The following is a 22,702-nucleotide window of genomic DNA, read 5'->3' on the forward strand; positions in this document are numbered from 1 at the left end:
GGCCATGACGCTTGCCGTCGCTTTGGGGTGTATCGCGGTCCTGCTGGCCATTGCACTCGCGGCGCTCTTGGCAAGACGCCTCTCGTCTGCAACCACGTTCATCTATTCGGCCTGTCTGTGTGTTTCATCCGTGCTTCTGGCGACGGCGCTCGCCCAACTGCTCGGCCGGCTTCCGGAAGCGGATCTGAAATTGCCCCTCGGCCTGCCCTGGATTGGTGCCAATTTCCATATCGATGCGTTGAGCGCCTTCTTCCTGGCCATCGTCAACCTCGGTGCTTCCGCTGCAAGCCTCTACGCGCTCGGCTACGGAAAGCATGAGCACGAGCCTTTGCGCGTATTGCCATTTTATCCCGCCTTCCTTGCGGGAATGAACGCTGTCGTCCTCGCCGCGGATGCCTTCGCCTTCCTGTTTTCCTGGGAGTTGATGTCGCTGGCGTCCTGGGCGCTGGTGCTCGCGCATCATCGCGAGGAGGACAACCTCAAGGCCGGCTATGTCTATATCGTGATGGCGAGTTTCGGTTCGCTGGCACTGCTGCTGGCCTTCGGCCTTCTGGCCGGTAGCCAGGGCGCTTACGCCTTCGATCAAATTCGCCATCAAGTCCCGACGGGAACGGCGATCGCCGCAGTGCTCGCCCTGGCGACGCTCGGCACCGGCTCGAAGGCTGGCCTGGTGCCTCTCCATGTCTGGCTGCCCCTGGCTCACCCGGCAGCACCGAGCCATGTCTCGGCCCTCATGAGCGGGGTGATGACCAAGGTTGCGATCTATGCCTTCATCCGCATCGTCTTCGACCTGCTCGGCTCGCCGGAATGGTGGTGGAGCGTCCCGATCCTGGTCGCGGCCGGTGCCTCGGCGGTTCTCGGCATTCTCCAGGCTCTGATGCAGACCGATCTCAAGCGGCTGCTCGCCTACAGCACGATCGAGAATGTCGGGCTCATATTCGCCGGCCTCGGCCTGGCACTGGCTTTCCAGGCCAATGGTTTTGGCGCAGCGGCCGCGCTGGCCATGACGGCTGCCTTGTTCCACATCCTCAATCATACCCTGTTCAAGAGCGTGCTGTTCTTCGGAGCCGGCGCCATCCTGACGGCGACCAGGCAACGTGACCTCAACGCGCTGGGCGGGCTCATTCACCGCATGCCCGTGACGAGCGTCGTCGTACTGGTCGCCTGTGTCGCCATCTCGGCTCTGCCTCCGTTGAACGGCTTCGCATCCGAATGGCTGACGTTTCAGGCCATCCTGCTCAGCCCGCAGATTCCCCAATGGGGCCTCAAGCTGCTGGTGCCGGCCATCGGCGCCCTGCTCGCCTTGTCCGCAGCCCTGGCGGCGGCCTGCTTCGTTCGCGCCTTTGGCACGATTTTCCTGGGGCGCCCCCGCACGCTCGCAGCCCAGGAAGCACGCGAGGTTGATCGCTGGTCACAAAGCGCGATGATCGCACTTGCCAGCTTGTGCCTGCTGGCGGGAATTCTTCCGGGCTTCATCATCGATGGCATCGCACCGGCGGTGTCCTACGCGGTTCAGGCGCGCATGCCGGCACAGGCCGGTGTGGATTGGCTCACCATCATACCGGTGGCCGCGAGCCGCAGTTCCTACAACGGCCTGCTCGTCTTCGTCTTCATCACCTTTTCGGCGTCATTGTCCGCCTACGCCATCCACCGCCTGGCGTCGCGGGCCGTAAGGCGAGGTCCTGCCTGGGATTGCGGCTTTCCGGACGCCAATCCGATCACGCAATACAGCGCCACCAGCTTTTCCCAGCCGATCCGGCGCGTCTACGGCGCCACCCTGTTCCGCGCGCGCGAAAGCGTTGACATGCCCAGGCCTGGCGACCAGCGGCCCGCTCGTCTTCTGGTGAGTTTGCGGGACCTCGTCTGGGATGGGATCTACGGACCGTTGGTCAAGGCCGTCCTGCTCGCCGCTGACCGGCTCGACCGCCTGCAATATCTCACCATCCGGCAATATCTGAGCCTGGTCTTCCTCCTGCTTGTCTTCCTCCTCGTGGTGCTGGCGTCATGGCCGTGATCGAAAGCCTGGCCATCCAGGCCCTGCAGATGTTTCTCGTGCTCTGCCTGGCACCGCTCGTCACCGGCTTGGTGCGGCGGATCAAGGCTCATCTGTTGCGCCGGCGCGGGCCCTCCCCATTCCAGCCATACCGCGACCTTCTGCGCCTCCTGCGCAAGGAGGTGGTGTTGGCCGACAATGCTTCCTGGCTCTTTCGCGTCACGCCCTATGCGATCTTCGCCGCGACATGGGTGGCCGCCGCTCTCGTGCCGACCTTTGCCACCGGACTGCAGTTCAGCTGGTCGGCCGACCTCATCGTCGTGATCGCTCTCCTGGGCAGTGCCCGCTTCTTCCTGGCCCTGGCCGGCATGGATATCGGCACGAGTTTTGGCGGCATCGGCGCCAGCCGGGAAATGATGATCGCCACGCTGGCTGAGCCGGCGATGATCATGATCGTCTTCTCCGTCGCTCTCCTCGCCGGTTCGACCCAGCTTTCCTATCTCGCCGGCTTCATGGTCTCGGTCGGGCTGAGGGTATCGCTCGCGCTCGCCCTGATCGCATTGGTGATGGTGGCCATTGCCGAGAACGGGCGGATCCCCATCGACAATCCGGCCACGCATCTCGAACTCACAATGGTGCATGAGGCGATGGTGCTGGAATATTCCGGACGCCACCTCGCGCTGATCGAGCTGTCGGCCTCGCTCAAGCTCGTGCTCTATATCTCGCTGATCGGCTGCGTCTTCGCTCCCTGGTGGCTTGCCCCTGCCGGTGCGCCCGCCGGCGCCTATTTGATCGGCGCCATCGTCTACTTCATCAAGCTCCTACTTGCCGCTGCCCTCCTCGCCGTTTTCGAGACGATGGTGGCCAAGATGCGCGTCTTCCGTGTCCCCGATTTTCTTGGCGCAGCCTTGATGCTCAGCCTGCTGGGGGCGCTGCTTCTCTTCGTGTCGAGGAGTTTGTGACATGAACGGGCTCACCTTCGACATAGCCCATGTCCTGGCCGGCGGCCTTGTGCTGGTAAGCTTCATGATGCTCTACCAGAACCGCCTCTACGCGCTGCTCAACATCTTTGCGCTTCAGGCCGTGGTGCTGTCGCTGTCCGTGGCCTGGCAAGCCTGGGTTCAAGGCGCGACACACCTTTACGTCACCGCGGTGATCGCCCTCATCTTCAAGGCGATCATCATTCCCGTCGCCTTGCATCGCATCATCGCCCGCCTCGGGATTCACCGGGAGGTGGAGACGGTCGTGGGCGCGGGATTGACCATGCTCGCGGGCATCGGCCTGGTGGCCCTGTCCATGGTGATCATGCTGCGCGTCACGGCCGGCGCCGATCCCCTGGCACGTGAGGACCTTTCCTTCGCTCTCTCGGTCGTCCTGCTCGGTTTTCTCATGATGGTGACACGCCGCAACGCCGTCAGCCAGGTGGTGGGCTTCATGTCGATCGAGAACGGCCTGATCCTCGCAGGCACCGGGGCAAAGGGCATGCCCCTGGTGGTCGAGATCAGTGTCGCCTTTTCGGTGCTGATTGCCCTTTTCGTCATCGGCATCTTCCTGTTTCGCATCAGCGAGCGCTTCGACACCGTGGATTCCAAGGCTCTCGACCGTTTTCAGGGAGAACGTCAATGAGCGGCCTTGCCCTGGACGGTTCGACATTGATCCTGATCATTCCGATATTGGCCGCCATCCTCATGGCGGTCCTGCCGGATTTCCGGCTGTCGGCCAGGCTGAACGCGCTTTCCGCCTTCCTGACCCTTGCGGCCGCATTCTCTCTCTTGTTCTACAGACCGGACCCAGGTTCCTTCATCGTGGTCGACGATCTCAATATCGTCTTCCTTCTCCTCAACACCTTCGTGGCTTTTACCACCAGCGTGTTCAGCGCCAGCTATATCGGCCATGAGCTGGAAATCGGCAGGCTGACGCCCTCGCATCTGCGCTTCTATCACGCGATGTACCAGGTCCTGCTCTTTGCGATGAACCTTGCTCTGCTGGCCAACAATATCGGCCTGATCTGGGTCGCCATCGAGGTTGCCACGCTGACCACCGTCCTGATGGTGGGGATCTACCAGACCCAGGAGGCCATCGAGGCGGCCTGGAAATACTTCATTCTCGGCAGTGTCGGTATTGCACTGGCCCTTTTTGGCACCATCCTGGTCTATATGGCAGCCCGCCCCATCGTGGGCGAAGGCGTGGACGGCATGGTCTGGACGGTCCTGCTGCGGCACGCCGCCGACTTCGATCCCTCGCTGCTCAATCTCGCCTTCATCTTCCTGCTGTTGGGTTACGGCACCAAAGCGGGCCTGGTGCCCCTGCACGCGTGGTTGCCCGACGCGCACGCCGAAGGGCCGACACCGATCTCGGCCGTGCTCTCCGGCCTGCTGCTCAATGTCGCCCTCTATGCGGTGCTGCGTTTCAAGCTCCTGCTCGCCGCCAACCCCGCGGCCATCGCGCCCGGTCCGATGCTGGTGACGATGGGCCTCGTCTCGCTCATCTTCGCCGGCTTCATGCTCTATCGGCGCCGCGACATGAAGCGCATGTTCGCCTTCTCCTCCATCGAGCACATGGGCATCATCGCCTTTGCTTTTGGCATGGGAGGCCCGCTCGCCAATTTTGCCGGCCTCCTGCACATGACCATGCACAGCCTGACGAAATCGGCGATCTTCTTTGCCGTCGGTCATGTCGCCCAAGCCAAAAGCACCCAGAAGATGGCCGAGATCGGCGGCCTGACCCAGAGCCACCCACCGCTCGGCTGGGGGCTGGTTTTTGGTGTGCTCGCCATCGCCGGCCTGCCGCCGCTCGGGGTATTCATGAGCGAATTCCTGATCGTGAGCGCCACGTTTGGGCGGCAACCCCTGCTGGCCTTGGCGCTGGTGATGGGATTGCTGGTCGCCTTCGGAGCCCTGATCCTGCGCATGCAAGGGCTTGCCTTCGGCGCCCCGAAAGGAACGATGGCGCCGGTCAAGGCATCCTATGTTCCCCTGGCCCTCCATCTGGCCCTGGTCTTGATCGCAGGCTTCTATCTGCCTGCACCGCTGGTTGCCTGGTTCCAGCACGTCGCGAACATGCTTGGTTAGGATGCAAGCCATGGCAACGCTCCAAGAGCTGCTGACCGCCAATCCTACGCCTGGGGAGCATCCTTCCTGGCCTCATGTCAGTGCCGACGATGCCCTGTGGCACGACCTGGCCGAACAACTGCAACAGGGTGCCGTCACGCTGCTGGGTCTATGGGGGGAAAATCGGCAGAGTGGCGGCGTCGTTCGCGTCGCGGTGGTCGATGAAGCGCAGCGGACCGGGGCGGTGGTCATCCATGATTGCCCGGGTGGTCAATATCCTGCCTTGAGCAAGTCTCACCCGCCGGCGATGCGCCTGGAACGCACCGTGCACGATCTCTTCGGGTTGCTGCCGATCGGCCTGCCTGACACGAGGCCATGGCTCGATCACGGAATGTGGCCGGTGCGGCATCCGCTCGGCGGCCAGACCCCTTCCCCCGCATTGGCCGTGCCCTATCCCTTCCTCGGCGCGCAAGGTGAAGGCCTGCACCAGATCCCTGTGGGTCCTGTCCATGCCGGCGTGATCGAGCCGGGACATTTCCGATTCACGGCCGGCGGCGAGACGGTTGTCCGGCTCGAGGAACGGCTCGGTTACACCCACAAGGGCATGGAAGGGCTGATGATCGGTGCCGATATCGGGCATGCTGCCAAGCTGGCCGGTCGCGTGTCCGGCGACAGCACCGTCGCTTATACCTTGGCCTTTGCGAATGCTGTTGAATCTGTCCACGACGCCACAGTGCCGGCGCGTGCTGTATGGCTGCGGGGCCTGATGGCCGAACTCGAGCGGCTCGCCAATCATTTCGGCGATATCGGCGCCATCTGCAACGATGCGGCCTTCGCCTTGATGCACGCGCATTGCAGCGTGCTGCGCGAACGCGTCCTGCGCACTGCCATGACTTGCTTCGGGCACCGCCTGATGATGGATCGCATCATTCCCGGCGGCGTCAGCAACGATCTGGTCGCGGACGGGGAGGTCGCGCTAAAGGACCTCCTGACTGAAATTCGCCACGTCTTTCCGGCGCTCGTGGAGCTCTACGACAATACGGCCTCGCTGCAGGACCGGACGGTAGGAACCGGAATCGTCGATCCCGCATTGGCACGCCAATACGGATGCGGCGGGTTCATCGGCCGGGCATCGGGTCGGCGTTTCGACACGCGTCGCGTCCTGCCCTATCCCCCCTATGACGATCTGCGGTTCGAAATACCGGTCCTGACCGACGGCGACGTCAATGCCCGGGTCTGGATCCGGATCAGGGAGGTCGAGCAGAGCCTGTCGCTGATCGACCAGATCCTCGAGCGCCTCCCCCCAGGCCCCGTCCACGCCGATCTATCCCAGGCAAGAGCCGGCGAGGCGATGGCCTTGGTGGAGGGCTTTCGCGGCGATATCCTCGTCTGGGTCAGCCTCGATGAGCACGGACGAATCCGCCGCTGCCATCTGCGCGATCCGTCCTGGTTCCAATGGCCTCTGCTCGAAGCGGCGATCGACGGCAACATCGTGGCCGATTTTCCGCTCTGCAACAAATCCTTCAACTGTTCCTATTCCGGACATGATCTGTGAGGTTCCGGTCATGAGACGTTTGCTGTTCGATACATTGCGCAAAGCCCCGCTCACCGAACCGGCCCCCTCCCCCCACGACCCGGAAATCGCCGGCCTCATTGCTCAACTGGGCCGGTCTGCCCAGGCGCGCCTGGGCCGGAGCCTCGCCATCCGCGAGGTCGACGCCGGCTCCTGCAATGGCTGCGAGCTTGAGATCAACGCTCTTGGCAACGCCTTCTACGATTTCGAGCGCTTCGGCCTGCATCTCGTGGCCTCGCCACGGCACGCCGACGTGCTAATGGTTACAGGACCTGTGACGCTGAACATGCGCGAGGCGTTGCAAAGGACCTATGAGGCCATGCCCTCGCCCAAATGGGTCGTTGCTGCCGGAGGATGTGCGCTGGATGGCGGCCTGTTCGCGGGTAGCTATGCCTGCGCGAAGGGGGTATCCGACGTCATACCCGTCGATCTCCATATCCCCGGCTGTCCGCCCACACCCACCGCGCTTCTCAAAGGCCTTCTGGCGCTTTTGAGCCGAACGCAGATGTAATCGTCACAGCCACGAGAGGGCGGTTGCGCGCACTTCAGCGACGCAGTGAATGATTGAACGCGGCCTGGATGATTTACTCCTCTTGCGGCCCGCACCTGCTTATTGCTATATATAGCATTATCATTGATGCTTTAAACATCAAACTGGCGTCCGTTCTGCGCTGGTTTTGTATGGTGGAGGCAACAAGTCTGCCGATCGCCAGCACGCTCAATCGGGGTTCAATGCGTCAGATCGATCTCATCGACTCAAAATCGGGCGTGGTCGCGATTTACGAAGATCGTCGAGGCGGCCGTATCTATCTGGAAGGTAGCGCCATTCAGACCTACGCCGACCCGGATGGAACCAGCCTGTTGTCCTATGTTCGCCTGATGGCGGATGTCCTCTCTCCCTGCAAAGAGGTCCTGGTGCTGGGCTGTGCCGGCGGCTCACTGGCGACGATGCTCCACCGATCCGGCAAGCGCGTGACCGTTGTCGACAACAATCCGGAGAGTTTTCGCATCGCACGCCACTATTTTGGCATGGCGCCAGCCATACGATGTGTGGCAGCGGATTTTCGAGATTACCTGGAAACGGAGAGCGCCCAATTTGACGGCATCGCGGTCGACATCGGTGGGCCGACCGTCGCCTTCCAGGATCTGTTCGATGCGCCGACCTGCGAGGCAATCTGCAAGAGGCTAAGCCCAGCCGGCCGCCTGGCCATGAACCTGATCATTCCCGAGGCCGCCGATACACTCGCCGACCATATCGCCTCAGGGCTCATGGCCGAAGGTGCCGGCCTGTGGATCTACGACCAGATCGGAGAGCGGGACTTCAACGCCGTGCTTGTTCGCCTCCCGCCCACTGAGCATCACAACCTGCGAGATGAGGTATACGGGACTGCCTTGGACAATGTTCCTTGGACGAAAAGGCCTCCGCGCAGCCCCTTGGCCCCCTATCATCACAGACAAAAAACACCCGTGAGCGGGTTGGAGCGGCAACTGGCCGAATTGTTCATGCAGCGCATGTTCGACATCGGACCAGCCTCGGACGAACGGCCTCTCGCTGCACGATAGTCTGCTCGACCAACATTAGATGGAGTGGCCATGGCCAACGACAATGAAGATTATATCTATGATGAGGCGAGCGGCGAATGGCTGCCCGCTTCGCAAGTAAAGGCCGCCGCTGAGGCCAGCCAAAAAACGGTTCGTGACTCGGCTGGCAATGTCCTTGCCGATGGCGACGCGGTCACCCTCATCAAGGATCTCAAGGTCAAGGGAACCAGTCTCACCTTGAAGCAGGGGACGGTGGTCCGGTCGATCCGCCTCACTGACAACGATGAGGAGATCGACTGCCGCTATGAAGGAATCAAGGGCCTGGTTCTGCGCACGGAGTTCGTGCGCAAGCGTTGATGGGTCGCGGCGCCATCTTTGAGGGCAGCCGCATCTCCATTTCCGCACTTAGCCTGGAAGGCGGCCATTGTCGCAATGCTGATCTTGCCCAGGCATGCTGTGGCATTGATCCAAATCAATGCCACGCCAATGAGTTCATGCCCGATCTCTATGCAGGAACTCAATGATGGCGCTGCCACATGGGAAAAACCGATAATCTGGTTCGAAAATGCAACGACATGATCGCGGAAGGTCTGGATTTCCCGACGATATGGGAAGCATATCTGAGGCGCCACGCTGCCGTGATCGGCCCGCCGATCCAAGGCTATCGGGACAATGAGCCCATTCTGACCATCCCCCTGTTTTATCGACAGACATTGGTCTTTCTTTCAACGAACGGTCGGTTCGTGATCGAATGAAGGGTCGCAGAGTCACCTTCGAACGCTTGTCTGGTCGATGCACGGCAGGGCGGTCGCCGAGAAGCTGGTGATGCTGGATGGACGCGGTTGAGTATCCCGAGCAGCATTCGGCACATTATCCGCATATGGAGGGAGGCACCGTGCAGTTGCTAGCCCGTTTCGAGGGCATCCATGGCAGGATCTTCGTCATCGAGGAGAAAGCCACGGGTGCCCGTCGGTACTATGAGGGAGGCTCCTTCCAGAGCCATGCCTGGCGGTCCGGAGAGAGCTGCTTCACCTATGTTCACCTGATGAAGGCTCTCCTGCAGCCGGCCAGAGACGTTCTGGTGCTTGGTTGTGCCGGCGGCACGCTGGCCACGATGCTGCATCGGCAGGGTAAGTCCGTTACAGTCATCGACAGAAACCCGCTGAGCTTCACGCTTGCGCGCGAATATTTCTGGATGCCGTCGGACGTTCGATGCATCGCCGCCGATTTCAAGGATTTCATCACCTACAATCGGGATTGCTTCGATGCGATTGCCGTCGACGTCGGTGGCCCCGGATTCGACTACGCCACCGAGTTCGACGAAATGACCTGCCGCACTCTCCTCGGCCGTTTGGGCCACAGTGGCCGGATCGCCATGAATGTTCTGATCGAGTACGGGATGGATCTGCTTCCGGACATCGCCGGCAAGCGACTTGCCGGCCCTGGCTTGCAGACCTGGATCATTGACGAGGTCGTTAGGGAACCGGACCGCAATGCGGTGATCGCCTGTGTTCCAGAAGGCCATCTAGACATTCAATGGCAGATTTTGCCGGACACGGTTGCCACCGACGCAGCGCGATGGCTTGTCAGGCGTTCGCACCTGGAAAGCGCTGACAAATATGCACGCTGAAGGGCCTGGCGGGCTATTGGCGAAATCTCCAATCGGGTTCTCCATCCGGGAAGGACAAGAGGGCTGGCGATTGAATTTTCCTCCTAAGGAGAGGCGGCAAGTCAACCGCCATCATGCAATCGGCCAGCCAACTGCGGCAGCGAAGATTGCAAAGCCCAGCCGAGCGTCAGCACCACCCGGATTTCATTCGATCAATTACGCCAGCCGGCAATCGCGAGGGCAATACCCAAGATCGAGGTGCCTGCAATAATCATCGTAAGCATGAGAACTTCACCGCCTGACATGGATCTTCCCTACTGAATGGATCGGATGGAACAGGCGCCATTCCTGCCGACTATGTGCAGCAACCGCGCCTGAAATAGGAAGACACAGGACGCCGGCACTCGCGTTGATCCAGATCAATGCTCATCAACGATTGTTCCACCATGCGTTACATCTGAGTTGTTCAGCCTTAGCAAAAGGCCTATAGAGTCCGAACGATGCAACCTCCTGTGTAGCGAAAAAGAGCAATATGGGCAGCATACGGCACCGTAGCCTTGGCAAGACCTACATCAAGGAGTGGCGACTGAAGCGAGGGCTGTCTTTGCGCAGGCTCGAGGATCGTCTTGAAACACTGCCGGACGGCAAACCCATGATCACGCATGTCTCGATCAACCGGATCGAGATGAGCAAGCAGCCCTATAGCCAGGAGGTTCTGGAGGCCTTGGCGGCAGCTCTTGATTGCTCGCCGGCTGAACTCATCAGTGTCGACCCGAACAGCGAAAATGAGATGCTGGAGCTTTTGCGTCGGCTACCGGCAGACAAATATCGGCAGGCCATCAATTTCATCAAGTTTCTTGGAGAGGCAAACTGACAATGCCCAGGATCACACGCTATCTCGCGCTTCCCTTTATCCGCACTCTTGATGGAGATCTTCTCGCCCAATCTGCCATCGACATGCCCGATGAGCCGAAGGCAAGGGAGATGGCCTCAACGATGGTCGGGACGTCAGCCACGATCGCGAGGGGCGTGGGGCCGGGATTCGATGCGGTCACCTATGTCGGGGCCATGGCCCTGTCCCGCACGGTGAATCGGGACGCCGGTGGTTTTGAAGGCGCGGTGGTCCTGGCGCGTTATGGCCAGACCCCAGCCAATCTGAGCGGCATCCTGTGATATTTCGAAAAGACCCCATCGAGCGTGTCTGCCGGGCTTTGTGCCGTCACCATGGTCACTCTGGCAGCAGTCGGTTCGATGGCAAGCCCGTGTGGGAAGCATATCGCGACGAAGCCATCGCCGTGCTTTGGGCACTGAAGGATGGCGATAAGCTCCCCAATGGTCTTCTTGTGAAGAAGGACGAGCGCCGGGGGCTCTGATCTTTTGACGAGGCGCGGAGTTGCAGAACCGCCGCATGGGTCGCCGCGCAAGTTAGAATCTCTATAAATCATTGCTATTGCAGGGGTTTTCCTCATCCTCTAGGTTGGGATTGCTTCACCTTCAGGAGCATTGTTCTTCTTATCTATGTTGCGGGCTGGCGTGGACAGGCTGTCTCTCGGAAAACTGATCAGTGCCTTTGCGAAGATGCGGCCGCGGCTGCAGGCGGTGGCCAAGGCACGCACCGGTTGCTCGGCGACAGCCGAGGACTTGATGCAGGACACCTGGCTGAAACTGGAAAACGCCGGTCTGGAAGACAATGCGATCCGCAATCCGGCCGGGTTCATCACCCGCGTTGCGCAGCATGCCGTCACCAGCCATCTGCGCAACCAGCGCAGGCGCAATGAAATCGACGATGAACTCACCGACATCTTGTGGGAAAACTGCGACCTGGTTTCGCCGGAACGGGTGCTGATCGGCCGCCAAAATCTAAAGGCAGTCAGGAAGGCCTTGGACGAACTGCCGGAAAAAACCCGCACGATCTTCCTGATGAACCGGATCGACGGCATATCGCATCGCCAGCTGGCAGAACTGCACGGCATCACGAGCGAGGCGGTCTATTATCATATCCGCCGGGCCCTGGAACACCTTGCCGATCTGCGCGGCGAACTCGCCGACTGAGAAATTTTCCGGATCGTGTTTAGGTGGCGGGTGCGTTCACGCGTCAATAGGTTAGAACAGCTCGAATCGAGTCCCTATCCGCACCGGCTTTCGAGCGCATGGACGAGCACAAGCAACGCAAGGACATTGAACGCCGCATCGGCCTGGACGCACGCGATTGGATCGTGCGGTTGACCTCGGGCAATGTCAGCGACGCCGACCTCCAGCGTTTCAAGGCCTGGCGGGACCTGTCTCCCGATCACAAGCTGGCTTTCGAGCGCGAGCGTTCGTTCTGGCAGCAACTACAGGCCATCGATACCGGGTCGGCCGGCATGCCTTTGCCGGCTGCCGCCGAGCCGAGCCGCCATGTCCTGATGGGGCGGCGCAGCTTTGTCATCGGCGGTGCGGCTGTGGCTGCCGCAGCCATCGGCCTCGTGGCCGTACCGAGGCTGCAAGTCTGGTGGAACGCCGACCTCTCGACAGCCGTCGGCGACCAGCGCGAGTTCACCCTGCCGGATGGGTCGGTCGCCACCCTCAACACGGATAGTGCCGTCAGCATCGGCTACCGGCCTGGCCTCAGACTGGTCGAGCTGCTGAAAGGCGAAGCCGAATTCAAGGTCGCTCCGGATCGGAACTCGGTGTTCCGGGTGGCGGCGCTGGGCGGCAACAGCACCGCCAAAGCGGGCCGCTTCTCGGTCGGGATCTTGGAGGATGTGGCAACGGTTACCTCCGCCGAAGGGCGCATCGACGTTGCCGGCCCGGCCAGCCCGACCGCAACCGACGATCCCGGCGTCACGGGCGTCGAGGTGGCTGCGAACCAGCAAACCCTGTATGCGCGGGGAGAAGCGCCGCGACCGGCCCAGTCCGCCGATGTCCAGGCGGCGCTCGCATGGCGGAAAGGCCGCATCATCTTCGAGGGGCGGCCGTTTTCCCGGGCGATGGCCGAACTCGGCCGCTATGTCCCCGAACGGATCGTGATCCGGCCCGGCATCGATCGATCCGTCCCCGTCAGTGCGGTCTTCTCGACGGCGGAAGCATTTGCTGCCGTCCAGGCGCTGGCGAAAACCCAGGGGCTGTCGGTGCGTCGGATTCCCGGTGTCCTGCTCCTGATTTCCTGACGCGGCATCCCTTCAAAAAAATTGAGACGCCGTCTTTAGGCGATCGCCTCGCTCGCGCGTCAATATGGCGAAGGGCCGAGGCAGCACACACCCACTCCCTTCATTTGAGCCCGCGAGGGCTGTTTCCAGGGGACATGTTGAGGGGGCTCGGTGGTGCACGGCAGGATAGCGAGGGGATCGAGGCGAAGCGCGCCTAGCGGTCTGGTGACGAAGCTCCTGGTGAGCGCGGCGTTTTGTGCAGTGCCGGCACTGCTCGTACCGATGTCACCGGCTGCCGCCCAGACCGCAATCACGCATAACTTCAACATTCCCAGCCAGCCGCTGGCCCGGGCCTTGCGTATGCTTGCAGACCAATCCGGCGTTCAGATCGCCTACAAGACCTCCATCGCGGCAAATACGCGCGCACCAAGCGTAACCGGCGGCATGACCACGCAGGCAGCGCTGGCCCGGCTTCTTTCGAACTCGGGGCTTGGCTATTCCTTTACCGGCGGCAATGCCGTGACCCTGCTTGCCATGTCGGCGGAGCCCGCCGGCGGCGAAAGCGCGGATGGGGCGATCCTCCTCGATCCCGTCATCGTCGAAGCCAAGGGCACTGCGGCGATTCAGCAGGACGGGCTCGCAAAGGATGGCTACCGCACGAACACCATCTCCTCGCTGGGGCCCCTGGGACAGACATCCATCCGGGATACGCCCTTTTCGGTCAGCGTCGTGCCGCGCGAGCTCATTCAGAATATCCAGGCCCAGTCTCCCGACGACATCTTCCGGATCAGCCCGACGACCCGTATTCAGACGCCGCAGGCGTCGGGATGGTCGCCGATGGTCAACATGCGCGGCTTCACCACCTATGACACGGCCGAGGACGGCCTGCGGCGTTCCTATAGTCACGCGACCAATCTCGAGGACAAGGAGCGTATCGAAGTCCTCACCGGGCTTTCGGGATTCCTGTATGGGGCCGCTGCCCCGGCCGGCATGATCAACTATGTCTACAAGCGCCCGACGATCGAGCGCCTGAACAGCCTGACCATCGGCACCTATGGCGCCGAGCAGAAATACATCCACGGCGATTTCGGCGGCCGCATCGATCCCGAAGGCCGTGCCGGCTATCGCCTCAACATCGTCAAGCAAGGCGGCGATACCGCGATAGACGACCAGAACATCAATCGGTTCCTCGTCAGCGGGGCCATCGATTGGGACATTACCGACAGGTTGAAGCTGGAACTCAACGCGTCCTACAGCAAGTACAAGACGGACGTTCCCAATTCCTACTGGTTTTTCAATCCCGGCGTTCCCCATGGCTCGGCGCCGGACGCCAGCAGGAACTGGAGCCAGCCCTGGGTTCGCGATGAATTCGAGAAGACGCGCCTTTCCGGCAAGCTGACCTACAAACTCAACGACTTCATCACGCTGCGCGGCGCCTATATGCGTGAATATCTCGATCGGCCGGTCCAGGACCACACGATGAATTCGGTGCGGTCGCCGGGGGAATATTATCAGATCGGGATTCACTCGGGCAAAACCAAGAACATCTTCGACGCGGCGCAGGCCTTTGCGGATGTCACGTTCGATACCGGACCGATTTCCCACAAGGTCACCGCCGGCTACCATATGTATTCGGATCGGGCCTGGCAGACGCCCTACAGCCCGAACACAGGCTGGATCGGGCCGTTTCCGATGTCCTCGCCCGTCCACCTTCCCAGGCCGACCTTCCCAGTCGATACTTCGTCGCCCTACTACCAGGGCTATGTGCGCAATCATAACTTCGTCATCGGCGACCAGATCGAATTCAACGAGCGCTGGTCGGCTTTGGTGGGCGTCAACTACAGCCGCATCATGAGTCGCTCGCTCGACATAACAGGCACGCGCACCCAGCCCGACTACGACGAGGGGCGGCTCTCGCCCTCGGCCTCGCTCCTTTTCAAGCCCGTGCCGTGGATGACGGTCTATGGCAGCTACATCGAGGGCCTGGAGCAGGGCGGCGTCGCCCCAGACACGAGCAGCAATTACGGGCAGGTCATGGCCCCGATGGTGAGCAAGCAAAAGGAGATCGGCGTCAAGGCGGAAGTGGGCGGCATACTCCTGACCGGCGCCTTGTTCGATATCGAAAAGGCCTATGAATTCACCAATGCGAGCGGCGTCTACACCCAGGACGGGCGGCAGCGGCATCGCGGCGTGGAGGTCACGGCAACGGGCAAGGTAACCGACGAACTCACGCTTCTGGGCGGCGTCACCGTGCTGGACGCCAAGGTGGAGGGCGGCGAATTTGACGGCAAACAGCCGATGAACGTGGCCAAGGTGCTGGCCAAGCTCTATCTCGAATATGAGATTCCCGCCATTCAGGGCCTCGTGCTGACTGGCGGCGTCTACTACACCGGCAAGCAATGGGCGAACGATGTCAATGACGACCGCCTTGCCGCCTATACTACCCTCGATGTCGGCATGCGCTACACGACCGAGCGGTTCGGCAATCCGTTGACCTTGCGGCTGAATGTCAGCAACGTGACCAACAAGAACTACTGGCAGAACAGCTATTATCTGGGAGCCCCGAGAACGGTCGCGTTTTCTGCCCAGATGAAGTTCTGATGGGGATGCAGCCTATAGGCTTGTCCCGCCGGGCCCTTCTCGGCGGAGCGGCAGCGATGTGCCTTGCCCGTGCCGCGCATTCGTCCGAGGAGCCTGCCAGGCGGCCCCTGGCGATAGACTGGGTGAGCGGGCAGAACCTGCTCGCCCTGGGTATCGCGCCTCTCGCCATGCCTGAAATCGAACGCTACTCCCAATTGGTGGTGGAACCGGCGCCAGCATCGGACATGCGCGAACTAGGCCTGCGGTCGGAGCCCAATCTCGAGCTGATCCATCGCCTGAAGCCCAAACTGGTGGTCATGAATGGCGACCTCGCGCCGATGCGGGAGCGCTTGGCGGCCATCGCGCCGATATGCTCCTTCGATCCCGATCATTTTGGGGAATCCGGCCGCCTGGCGCACGCCCGCCTGGCTCTTTCGGCCCTTGCCGGGCAGCTCGGCGCGTCGGGTGCGTTCGGGCGTTTCATGCAAACGCTGGACGCGGAACTGGCGGCGGGAAAACGGCTGATGGCCCGATATGACCGCCGCCCCCTTTACGTGGCGACGGTGATCGATGGCAGGCGCCTGCTGATCTTCGGCAGGAACAGCCTTTTTCAGGACGTGCTCGATCATTTCGGCATCGAGAACGCCTGGGCCGGCTCCGTATCCCGCTATGGCCATACCACGGTCAGCGCCGATCGGCTGGCGGCTCGCCCCGATGCGCGGCTGCTCTGCGTGGGCGACACCAGCCGCGATACGTTGAAGAGCCTGCTGGAATCTCCCGTCATCGCCAGCCTGCCCTTCGTGAAGCAGAACCGTATCGTGCGCATTCCGGACGTCCTCTTCTACGGAGGCCTGCCACCCGTGCGCCGCTTCGCGCGGCTGGCATCCGCCGCTCTCTCGGCAGGTGGACCGAATGGCTAGGCCGCATGCCGTTACGCCGATCCCGGCACTTCTTCTTGCGGTCCTGGCCCTGTCCCTCGCTGCCTTCAACGTGAGGGGGCTGCTGCCGGACAGCGCCTCATGGCGCTCAATCGTTTTTCCGGATCCCGATGTCACGGCGCAGATGATGCTGCATCACACCGTGCTTCCCCGCATCGTCGTCGGCCTGATGGTCGGAGCCGGGCTTGGGCTTGCCGGCGCCGTCCTGCAACGCATTCTGCGCAACCCCCTGGCCGAGCCGGCCACGCTCGGCATTTCGGCCGGCGCCTATCTCGTTCTGTCCATCGTCACCCTGTGGTTTCCGGCATGGCTTACATTCGGCCGCGAGTGGATTGCCTTTGCCGGCGCCGCCCTGGCCCTTCTTGCGGTCCTCTCCCTGTCCTGGCGCAAGGGGCTGTCGCCCGTCACCGTGACCCTGGCCGGCATGATCGTCAGCCTCTATTGCGGGGCGGTCAGCGCCGCGCTGACCTTGTTCAATCACGATTTTCTCACCGGCATCTTTCTCTGGGGCGCCGGCTATCTCGACCAGCAGGATTGGAGCGGGGTGCAATTTCTTTACCCAAGGCTCCTGCTCGTCGCCATCCTCCTCGCCTTTCTCGTGCGCCCGCTGACATTGCTTGGCGTCAATGACGACAGCGCCAGGAGTCTCGGCCTGTCCGTTGCAGCCTATCGCCTGGTCGCACTGGTCGCCGCGGCAGCCCTGGCGGCGATCGTCACCGCCTCGGTCGGCATCATCAGCTTCGTCGGGCTTGCCGGTCCCGCACTGGCACGCGCCTCCGGTGCCAGGCGGGCGGGCGAGCATCTGGCCTGGTCTGCACTGCTGGGGGCCTTGCTGCTCATGGCCACCGACCAGACCGTGCTCTCCTTGCCCGTGACCTACCGCCTGTTTCCGACGGGAGCGGCGACGGCCCTGCTGGGCGCTCCGCTGCTGTTCATGCTGATCAGGCGCCTGAAACTGCTGGCTCCCCCGCACATGGCGCCAGGCGCGGTTCCGGGCAGGCTGAGACATCCGGCCGTCGCACTCTTCCTGTTGGCGACGCTGCTCGTCCCCGCCTTCTGGCTGGCATTGTCTCTGGGGCAGGGACCAGACGGCTGGTCGTTCGCGGCGAGAGAGGAGATCGTGCCCTTTCTGGATTGGCGGGGGCCTCGCGCCCTCGCCGCCTTCAGCGGAGGAGCCATGCTGGCCCTGGCCGGTGCCATCCTTCAGCGCGTGACGGGCAACCCCATGGCCTCACCCGAGGTGCTCGGTGTTTCTTCCGGCGCAATGCTGGGCGTGATCCTTCTGCTCCTGACGGCAACTGCCCCGACCCGCGCCGAGCAGATAGCCGCCGGTGCTGCCGGTGCCCTGGCCGTCCTCTTCCTGATGCTCGGCCTGTCACGCAAACCCGGCTTTTCCGGTGATCGAATGCTGCTGATCGGTATCACGTTGGGAGCCGTTTCCGGCTTCGTCATGGCCGTATTGATGACGTCGCAGGATCCGCGCCTCGATCAATTGCTGGCCTGGCTGTCGGGCTCGACCTATGCGGTGCGGCGGGCAGAGGCCCTGCTGTCGGCGGCCCTGCTGGCCCTTGCTCTCGCCTCCATACCCCTCATCCGGCGCTGGCTCGAACTGCTCCCGCTCGGCCTTGCCACGGCGACGGCCTCGGGCGTGCCCATCGCCCATAGCCGCAACATCCTGTTCTCGATCTCGGCCCTGCTCACGGCAGGGGCGACCATCCTGGTCGGCCCCTTGAGCTTTGCCGGGCTGATGGGGCCGCATATCGCCCGCCTTGCCGGCTTTCATCGGGCGGGCATGCAGCTCGCGGCATCGGCCATCATTGGCGGCCTCATCCTTCTGGTCGCCGATTGGCTCGGCCGCAACATCATTTTTCCATTCCAGATCCCTGCCGGCCTGTTCGCCACCATGGTCGGCGGGCCCTTCCTGTTGGTGCTGATCGCGAGGCGAGGATGAGCAAGCAAGGCGACGGCTTCCGCATGATGCGTGTCGTGGGCGTCGAACGTATCGCGCCGCACATGCAGCGCCTGCGCCTGGCCGGTGACGATCTCGTCCATTTCGACACGCTCGGCAATCTGCATGTCCGGCTCCATGTCGAGGCGCGGCACAAGGCGGAAGCCGGGACACCTGTTGAGGGGGCTGGCGACGGCCCTCGTCGAAAGGGCGCCTCGTCGAACGTGGTGACGCGCTACTACACGATCCGGCGCATCGACGCCGCCACCGGCTGGCTCGACATCGATTTCGTGCTGCATGCCCATGCGGGCCCCGCCTGCAATTTCGCCTTGCAGGCAAAGCCTGGCGACATCTGCGGTATTTCCGGGCCTTGTGGTCTCGGCGTCAAGAAGGCGAGCCGCTACCTCCTGGCGGGCGATGAAACGGCGCTGCCCGCCATCGCGCGGATCGCGGAGACATTGCCGCCCGATGTTCGGGGCGATATCGTCATCGAAACATGCGGACCGGAAGACCGGCTGCCCTTCGCCGCACCGGCCGGCATGACGATCAGGTGGGTCGACCGGTGGCCAAGGGATCGGGGGCCGGGCAGAGGCTTCATCGAGTCCGTCAGGGAGAAGATCGAAGTCTGCGCGGGCTCAAAAGACTATTTCATCTGGCTGGCGGGAGAGTTCGGTGCCTACGAAGCCTTTCGCCCGCGCCTCGCTGCCATTCCGAAACCGCGCTACATCAATGTTTGTTACTGGCGGCGCTAATAGAAATAGGAACCGGCGGAACTGCTTCGTTCGCCTAAGTCGGCGATCGAGCACCATAAACCATCGGGGCAAATAGAGGCGGATGACGAGCGATTCATAGCAGAATTGGCAGCGTGACAGGAGCTAATCATTACTTTCGATCATTTGAGAAACACCGCAAAGCACTGGAAACCCTACTTTATGGCGATCCTGGATTATTGCTTCGCGCTGCCGCATTGCCTCCTACCATGCGACCGCTCGCCCGGAGAAAGCGCCTAGAACCTCTTCACATCGGCGCAACTGTCGTTGTCTCATCCTCTTCTGTCGCCGCCGCGCCAAACGGTTGCAACGCCACCTTCAGATAGGGCGCGGTCAGGCTTCCTTTCGCGTCGGCAACATCGTTGGGAATGCCGCTGGCGACGATATGGCCGCCATCTTCGCCGGCTCCCGGTCCCAGGTCGACGATCCAATCGACTTGGGCAACGGCACGCATGTCATGCTCGACGACCACGACCGTATTGCCGGCATCGACAAGTCCCTGCAGATGCCGCATCAGACGATCGGCGTCGGAGGGGTGCAGACCCGAAGTCGGCTCGTCCAGAATGTAGATGGTGTTGCCGCGCTGCGCGCGTTGCAACTCCGTTGCGAGCTTGATGCGCTGTGCCTCACCGCCCGACAATTCTGTCGCAGGCTGGCCGAGCCGCAGATAACCCAAGCCGATCTGTCGCAGCACGTCGAGGGGTCGCAGGATGGGCAGTTCTTCGGCGAAGAACCCGCAAGCCTCGTCCACCGTCATCTCCAGGACCTGGGCGATGTTGCGTCCGTTCCATTCGACCTCCAGCGTTTGCGGGTTGTAGCGGCTGCCATGGCAGGTCGAACAGGGCGCATAGACGCTGGGGAGGAACAGCAATTCCACCATCACGAAGCCTTCGCCCTCGCATACAGGGCATCGGCCCTGTGCCACATTGAACGAGAATCTGCCGGGACTGTAGCGGCGCTGGCGGGCCAGGGGCGTATCGGCGAAGATCTTGCGCACGTGGTCGAACAGGCCGCTATAGGTAGCGAGGTTCGAGCGAGGAGTGCGGCCAATCGGCTTCTGATCGACCCGCACCAGGCGCCGGATGTACTCCATTCCTGCGGTGATGCGTCCTTCCGTTTCCTCCTGCGCGACGTCGAGCAGCGGATCGACATCCTCGTCTTCGGTCGTCGGCGGGGGGCCGCCGAGATGTTCGGCAACGAGTTCCGGCAGCGCCTGGCTCACAAGGCTGGACTTGCCCGATCCCGATACGCCCGTGACCGCCGTGAAGCAGCCGATCGGAAACGCGACATCGAGACCGTGCAGATTGTTGCGGGTCACGCCCTCCAGACGGAGCCATGCTCTGGCTTGGCGCGGTGTCCTATTATTGGCCACGGGTGCAGCGAACAGATAGCGGCGCGTGATCGATTCTTCCACGTCGGCCAACCCCTCGGGCGGCCCGCTATAGATCACCTCGCCGCCCTTCCCGCCGGCGCCCGGTCCTACATCGACCAGCCACTCGGCATGGCGGATCACGTCGAGATCGTGCTCGACAACGAACAGGGAGTTACCCGCCGCCTTCAACCGCTCGAGGATCGAGAGCAAGGCTTCCCCATCCGCCGGATGCAATCCCGCCGAAGGCTCGTCCAGCACATAGACCACGCCGAAAAGCTGGGATGACAATTGGGTCGCAAGGCGCAGACGTTGCAGTTCCCCGGAGGAAAGCGTCGGCGTGCCGCGGTCGAGCGAGATGGTGCCGAGGCCAAGATCGATCAGCGGTCCGAGCCGTTCGAGCAATTCGGACGCGAGGCGTTGCGCGGCGGCCCGCTTTTCATCGGAAAGGTTGGGAGTGCGGCGCACATCGGGCGCGCTCTTATGCGCCGAACCGCCCGCAGCAACCCGGCGTTCGACCGCCGCATCACGGGCCACCTTGCTCAGGATATGGCCCTTCGGGGTTGCCGTGGTTTCCCCGTACTCGCCGTGCGCGATGGGCGTCAGCAAATCCATGAGCTTCAGCAGCGTCAGGTCACCGAACTCGGCGATATCGAGCCCGGCGAATTTCACCGACAAAGCTTCGCGCTTCAGGCGCTTGCCATGACAGGTCGGGCAATCGCGACCGATGATATATTGGGAAACGCGCTTCTTCATCAAAGCGCTTTTCGTGTTGGCGAACGTTTCCAGCACGTAGCGACGGGCGCCGGTGAAGGTGCCCTGATAGCTCGGTTCCATCCGGCGCTTGAGTGCGACACGGGTCTGCTCGGGGGTCAGGCCCGCATAGACCGGTGCCGTCGGCTGTTCGTCGGTAAAGAGAATCCAGTCACGATCCTTTTTCGGCAGATCGCGCCATGGCGTATCGACGTCATAGCCGAGCGACACGAGGATATCGCGCTGGTTCTGGCCGTGCCACGCCGGCGGCCAGGCGGCGATCGCCCGCTCGCGAATGGTGAGCGTATCGTCCGGCACCATCGTCTTCTCGGTCGCGTCATAGACGCGACCGATCCCATGGCATGTCGGGCAAGCCCCGGCCACGGTGTTGGGCGAAAAATCCTCCGCATAGAGCATTGGCTGATTGCGTGGATACGCGCCGACGCGCGAATAGAGCATCCGCACCAGGCTGGAGAGCGTCGTCACGCTGCCGACGGAGGATCGCGCGTTCGTCGCACCGCGCTGCTGCTGCAACGCGACGGCGGGCGGCAATCCGTCGATCGCATCGACCTCCGGCACGCCAGCCTGATCGATCAGGCGACGCGCATAAGGTGCGACCGATTCCAGGTAGCGGCGCTGCGCTTCCGCATAGAGGGTTCCGAAGGCGAGCGACGACTTGCCCGAGCCGGATATGCCGGTGAACACAACGAAGGCATCGCGCGGAATATCGACGTCGACATTCTTGAGGTTGTTCTGACGCGCTCCGCGAACCTGCACGCATGAGGGACGCTCAACCTGTCCATTGCCAGAAATGCTCGCCCCAACAGGCGGAGTTCTTGTCTTCATTCCACTTTTCCCGCGCCATCCCTGCACGGCCTCGCATTTCGACACCATCGGAACAGCGTCCAAATCGACGACATCACAGGAAATCACGCCATAACCAAGCTCACAGGTAGATGAACTGGCGATATAGCCTGTCCAATCGATGGCGAATATCCTCTATGTGCTTGTCGTCACCGCTATCGACGGCCGCCAAGAGACGGTGCTCCGCGGTGGTAATCCGATCACAAAGATCAGACAGGTTTTTACAGAACTCCTCCGAATGAACCGAAGGCTCGACCGCTGTGGATTGCTCAGATGTGATTTTCGGCCACCGGCATCTATACCCGGCTGCCGAGCTATGTCCGCTTCTGGGCCGTGAAGTGGCTGGATACGAGGGCGGAGATCGTCAATGTCGTCAAATGCGAGGAACTCACCGCACTGCCGAAGGCTTTTCCGGAGCCTTGGAAAGGCTGCGCAAGGAGGGCTCCCATGTGCCGGCGACTTCGCCAAAGGGACGGCACGCCATCCTAGCTTGAAATCGAGGAAGACGATCCCAAGCTGCCTGACGGCGTGCCGGTATGGCAAGAACGCTTCAACGGCGCCCCATCCCGATATTTATGGGTGATC

Annotated in this window: 19 protein-coding genes; 18 read left to right on the forward strand and 1 reads right to left on the reverse strand. The window is 62.2% G+C overall.

Annotation, left to right across the window (positions count from 1 at the left end):
* The first annotated feature begins 4 nt into the window (after nucleotides 1–4).
* The 18 genes from hyfB to ABXS05_RS17630 all read left to right on the forward strand — a co-directional run bounded on the left by hyfB (nucleotide 5) and on the right by ABXS05_RS17630 (nucleotide 19,113).
* Nucleotides 5–2,014, forward strand: a complete 2,010-nt coding sequence (hyfB, locus tag ABXS05_RS17545) for a hydrogenase 4 subunit B (protein ID WP_367624824.1) — start codon at nucleotides 5–7, stop codon at nucleotides 2,012–2,014.
* On the forward strand, nucleotides 2,005–2,955 hold the full coding sequence (locus ABXS05_RS17550) for a respiratory chain complex I subunit 1 family protein (RefSeq protein WP_367624825.1): 951 nt from the start codon (nucleotides 2,005–2,007) through the stop codon (nucleotides 2,953–2,955). The genes hyfB and ABXS05_RS17550 overlap by 10 nt, the downstream gene beginning before the upstream one ends.
* Before the next feature lies 1 nt (nucleotide 2,956).
* Nucleotides 2,957–3,619, forward strand: coding sequence for a hydrogenase-4 component E (locus tag ABXS05_RS17555; protein ID WP_367624826.1), 663 nt, complete (start codon nucleotides 2,957–2,959; stop codon nucleotides 3,617–3,619).
* On the forward strand, nucleotides 3,616–5,064 hold the full coding sequence (locus ABXS05_RS17560) for a hydrogenase 4 subunit F (RefSeq protein ID WP_367624827.1): 1,449 nt from the start codon (nucleotides 3,616–3,618) through the stop codon (nucleotides 5,062–5,064). The genes ABXS05_RS17555 and ABXS05_RS17560 overlap by 4 nt, the downstream gene beginning before the upstream one ends.
* A gap of 10 nt (nucleotides 5,065–5,074) precedes the next feature.
* A complete protein-coding gene (locus ABXS05_RS17565; protein ID WP_367624828.1) occupies nucleotides 5,075–6,598 on the forward strand; it encodes a hydrogenase large subunit in 1,524 nt (507 codons plus the stop codon).
* A gap of 10 nt (nucleotides 6,599–6,608) precedes the next feature.
* On the forward strand, nucleotides 6,609–7,127 hold the full coding sequence (locus tag ABXS05_RS17570) for an NADH-quinone oxidoreductase subunit B family protein (protein WP_367624829.1): 519 nt from the start codon (nucleotides 6,609–6,611) through the stop codon (nucleotides 7,125–7,127).
* 53 nt (nucleotides 7,128–7,180) lie between these two features.
* Nucleotides 7,181–8,179 (forward strand): spermidine synthase, encoded by a 999-nt coding sequence (locus ABXS05_RS17575; protein ID WP_367624830.1) that lies wholly within the window; start codon nucleotides 7,181–7,183, stop codon nucleotides 8,177–8,179.
* A gap of 30 nt (nucleotides 8,180–8,209) precedes the next feature.
* Nucleotides 8,210–8,515, forward strand: a complete 306-nt coding sequence (locus ABXS05_RS17580; RefSeq protein WP_149249269.1) for a zinc ribbon domain-containing protein YjdM — start codon at nucleotides 8,210–8,212, stop codon at nucleotides 8,513–8,515.
* Nucleotides 8,516–8,694: 179 nt separating this feature from the next.
* Nucleotides 8,695–8,913 carry a hypothetical protein gene (locus tag ABXS05_RS17585; RefSeq protein ID WP_311937299.1) on the forward strand — a complete coding sequence of 73 codons (219 nt, stop codon included), beginning with the start codon at nucleotides 8,695–8,697 and terminating at the stop codon, nucleotides 8,911–8,913.
* 77 nt (nucleotides 8,914–8,990) lie between these two features.
* A complete protein-coding gene (locus ABXS05_RS17590; RefSeq protein WP_367624831.1) occupies nucleotides 8,991–9,788 on the forward strand; it encodes a polyamine aminopropyltransferase in 798 nt (265 codons plus the stop codon).
* A gap of 511 nt (nucleotides 9,789–10,299) precedes the next feature.
* Complete coding sequence (locus ABXS05_RS17595) at nucleotides 10,300–10,641, forward strand: helix-turn-helix domain-containing protein (protein WP_149249266.1); 342 nt, start codon at nucleotides 10,300–10,302, stop codon at nucleotides 10,639–10,641.
* A 122-nt stretch (nucleotides 10,642–10,763) separates the two neighbouring features.
* Nucleotides 10,764–10,940, forward strand: a complete 177-nt coding sequence (locus tag ABXS05_RS17600; protein ID WP_187829455.1) for a type 2 periplasmic-binding domain-containing protein — start codon at nucleotides 10,764–10,766, stop codon at nucleotides 10,938–10,940.
* 360 nt (nucleotides 10,941–11,300) lie between these two features.
* Nucleotides 11,301–11,819: an RNA polymerase sigma factor gene (locus ABXS05_RS17605; protein WP_311937310.1), complete on the forward strand. Its 519-nt coding sequence runs from the start codon at nucleotides 11,301–11,303 to the stop codon at nucleotides 11,817–11,819.
* Between the two features lie 98 nt (nucleotides 11,820–11,917).
* Complete coding sequence (locus tag ABXS05_RS17610; protein ID WP_367624832.1) at nucleotides 11,918–12,916, forward strand: FecR family protein; 999 nt, start codon at nucleotides 11,918–11,920, stop codon at nucleotides 12,914–12,916.
* A 219-nt stretch (nucleotides 12,917–13,135) separates the two neighbouring features.
* The gene (locus ABXS05_RS17615; protein ID WP_367624833.1) at nucleotides 13,136–15,496 is read left to right on the forward strand and encodes a TonB-dependent siderophore receptor; all 2,361 of its coding nucleotides are present in this window, start codon (nucleotides 13,136–13,138) and stop codon (nucleotides 15,494–15,496) included.
* Nucleotides 15,496–16,395, forward strand: coding sequence for an ABC transporter substrate-binding protein (locus tag ABXS05_RS17620; RefSeq protein ID WP_367624834.1), 900 nt, complete (start codon nucleotides 15,496–15,498; stop codon nucleotides 16,393–16,395). The genes ABXS05_RS17615 and ABXS05_RS17620 overlap by 1 nt, the downstream gene beginning before the upstream one ends.
* Nucleotides 16,388–18,364, forward strand: a complete 1,977-nt coding sequence (fhuB, locus tag ABXS05_RS17625) for a Fe(3+)-hydroxamate ABC transporter permease FhuB (protein WP_367624835.1) — start codon at nucleotides 16,388–16,390, stop codon at nucleotides 18,362–18,364. Before ABXS05_RS17620 ends, fhuB begins: the two co-directional genes overlap by 8 nt.
* On the forward strand, nucleotides 18,361–19,113 hold the full coding sequence (locus ABXS05_RS17630) for a siderophore-interacting protein (RefSeq protein ID WP_367624836.1): 753 nt from the start codon (nucleotides 18,361–18,363) through the stop codon (nucleotides 19,111–19,113). Before fhuB ends, ABXS05_RS17630 begins: the two co-directional genes overlap by 4 nt.
* Nucleotides 19,114–19,378: 265 nt before the next feature.
* On the opposite strand, the gene ABXS05_RS17635 is transcribed toward ABXS05_RS17630, so the two are convergent.
* The gene (locus ABXS05_RS17635; protein WP_367624837.1) at nucleotides 19,379–22,099 is read right to left on the reverse strand and encodes an excinuclease ABC subunit UvrA; all 2,721 of its coding nucleotides are present in this window, start codon (nucleotides 22,097–22,099) and stop codon (nucleotides 19,379–19,381) included.
* Nucleotides 22,100–22,702 lie beyond the last annotated feature (603 nt).

It is taken from the genome of Labrys neptuniae (assembly GCF_040797145.1).
Lineage (GTDB): Bacteria > Pseudomonadota > Alphaproteobacteria > Rhizobiales > Labraceae > Labrys > Labrys neptuniae.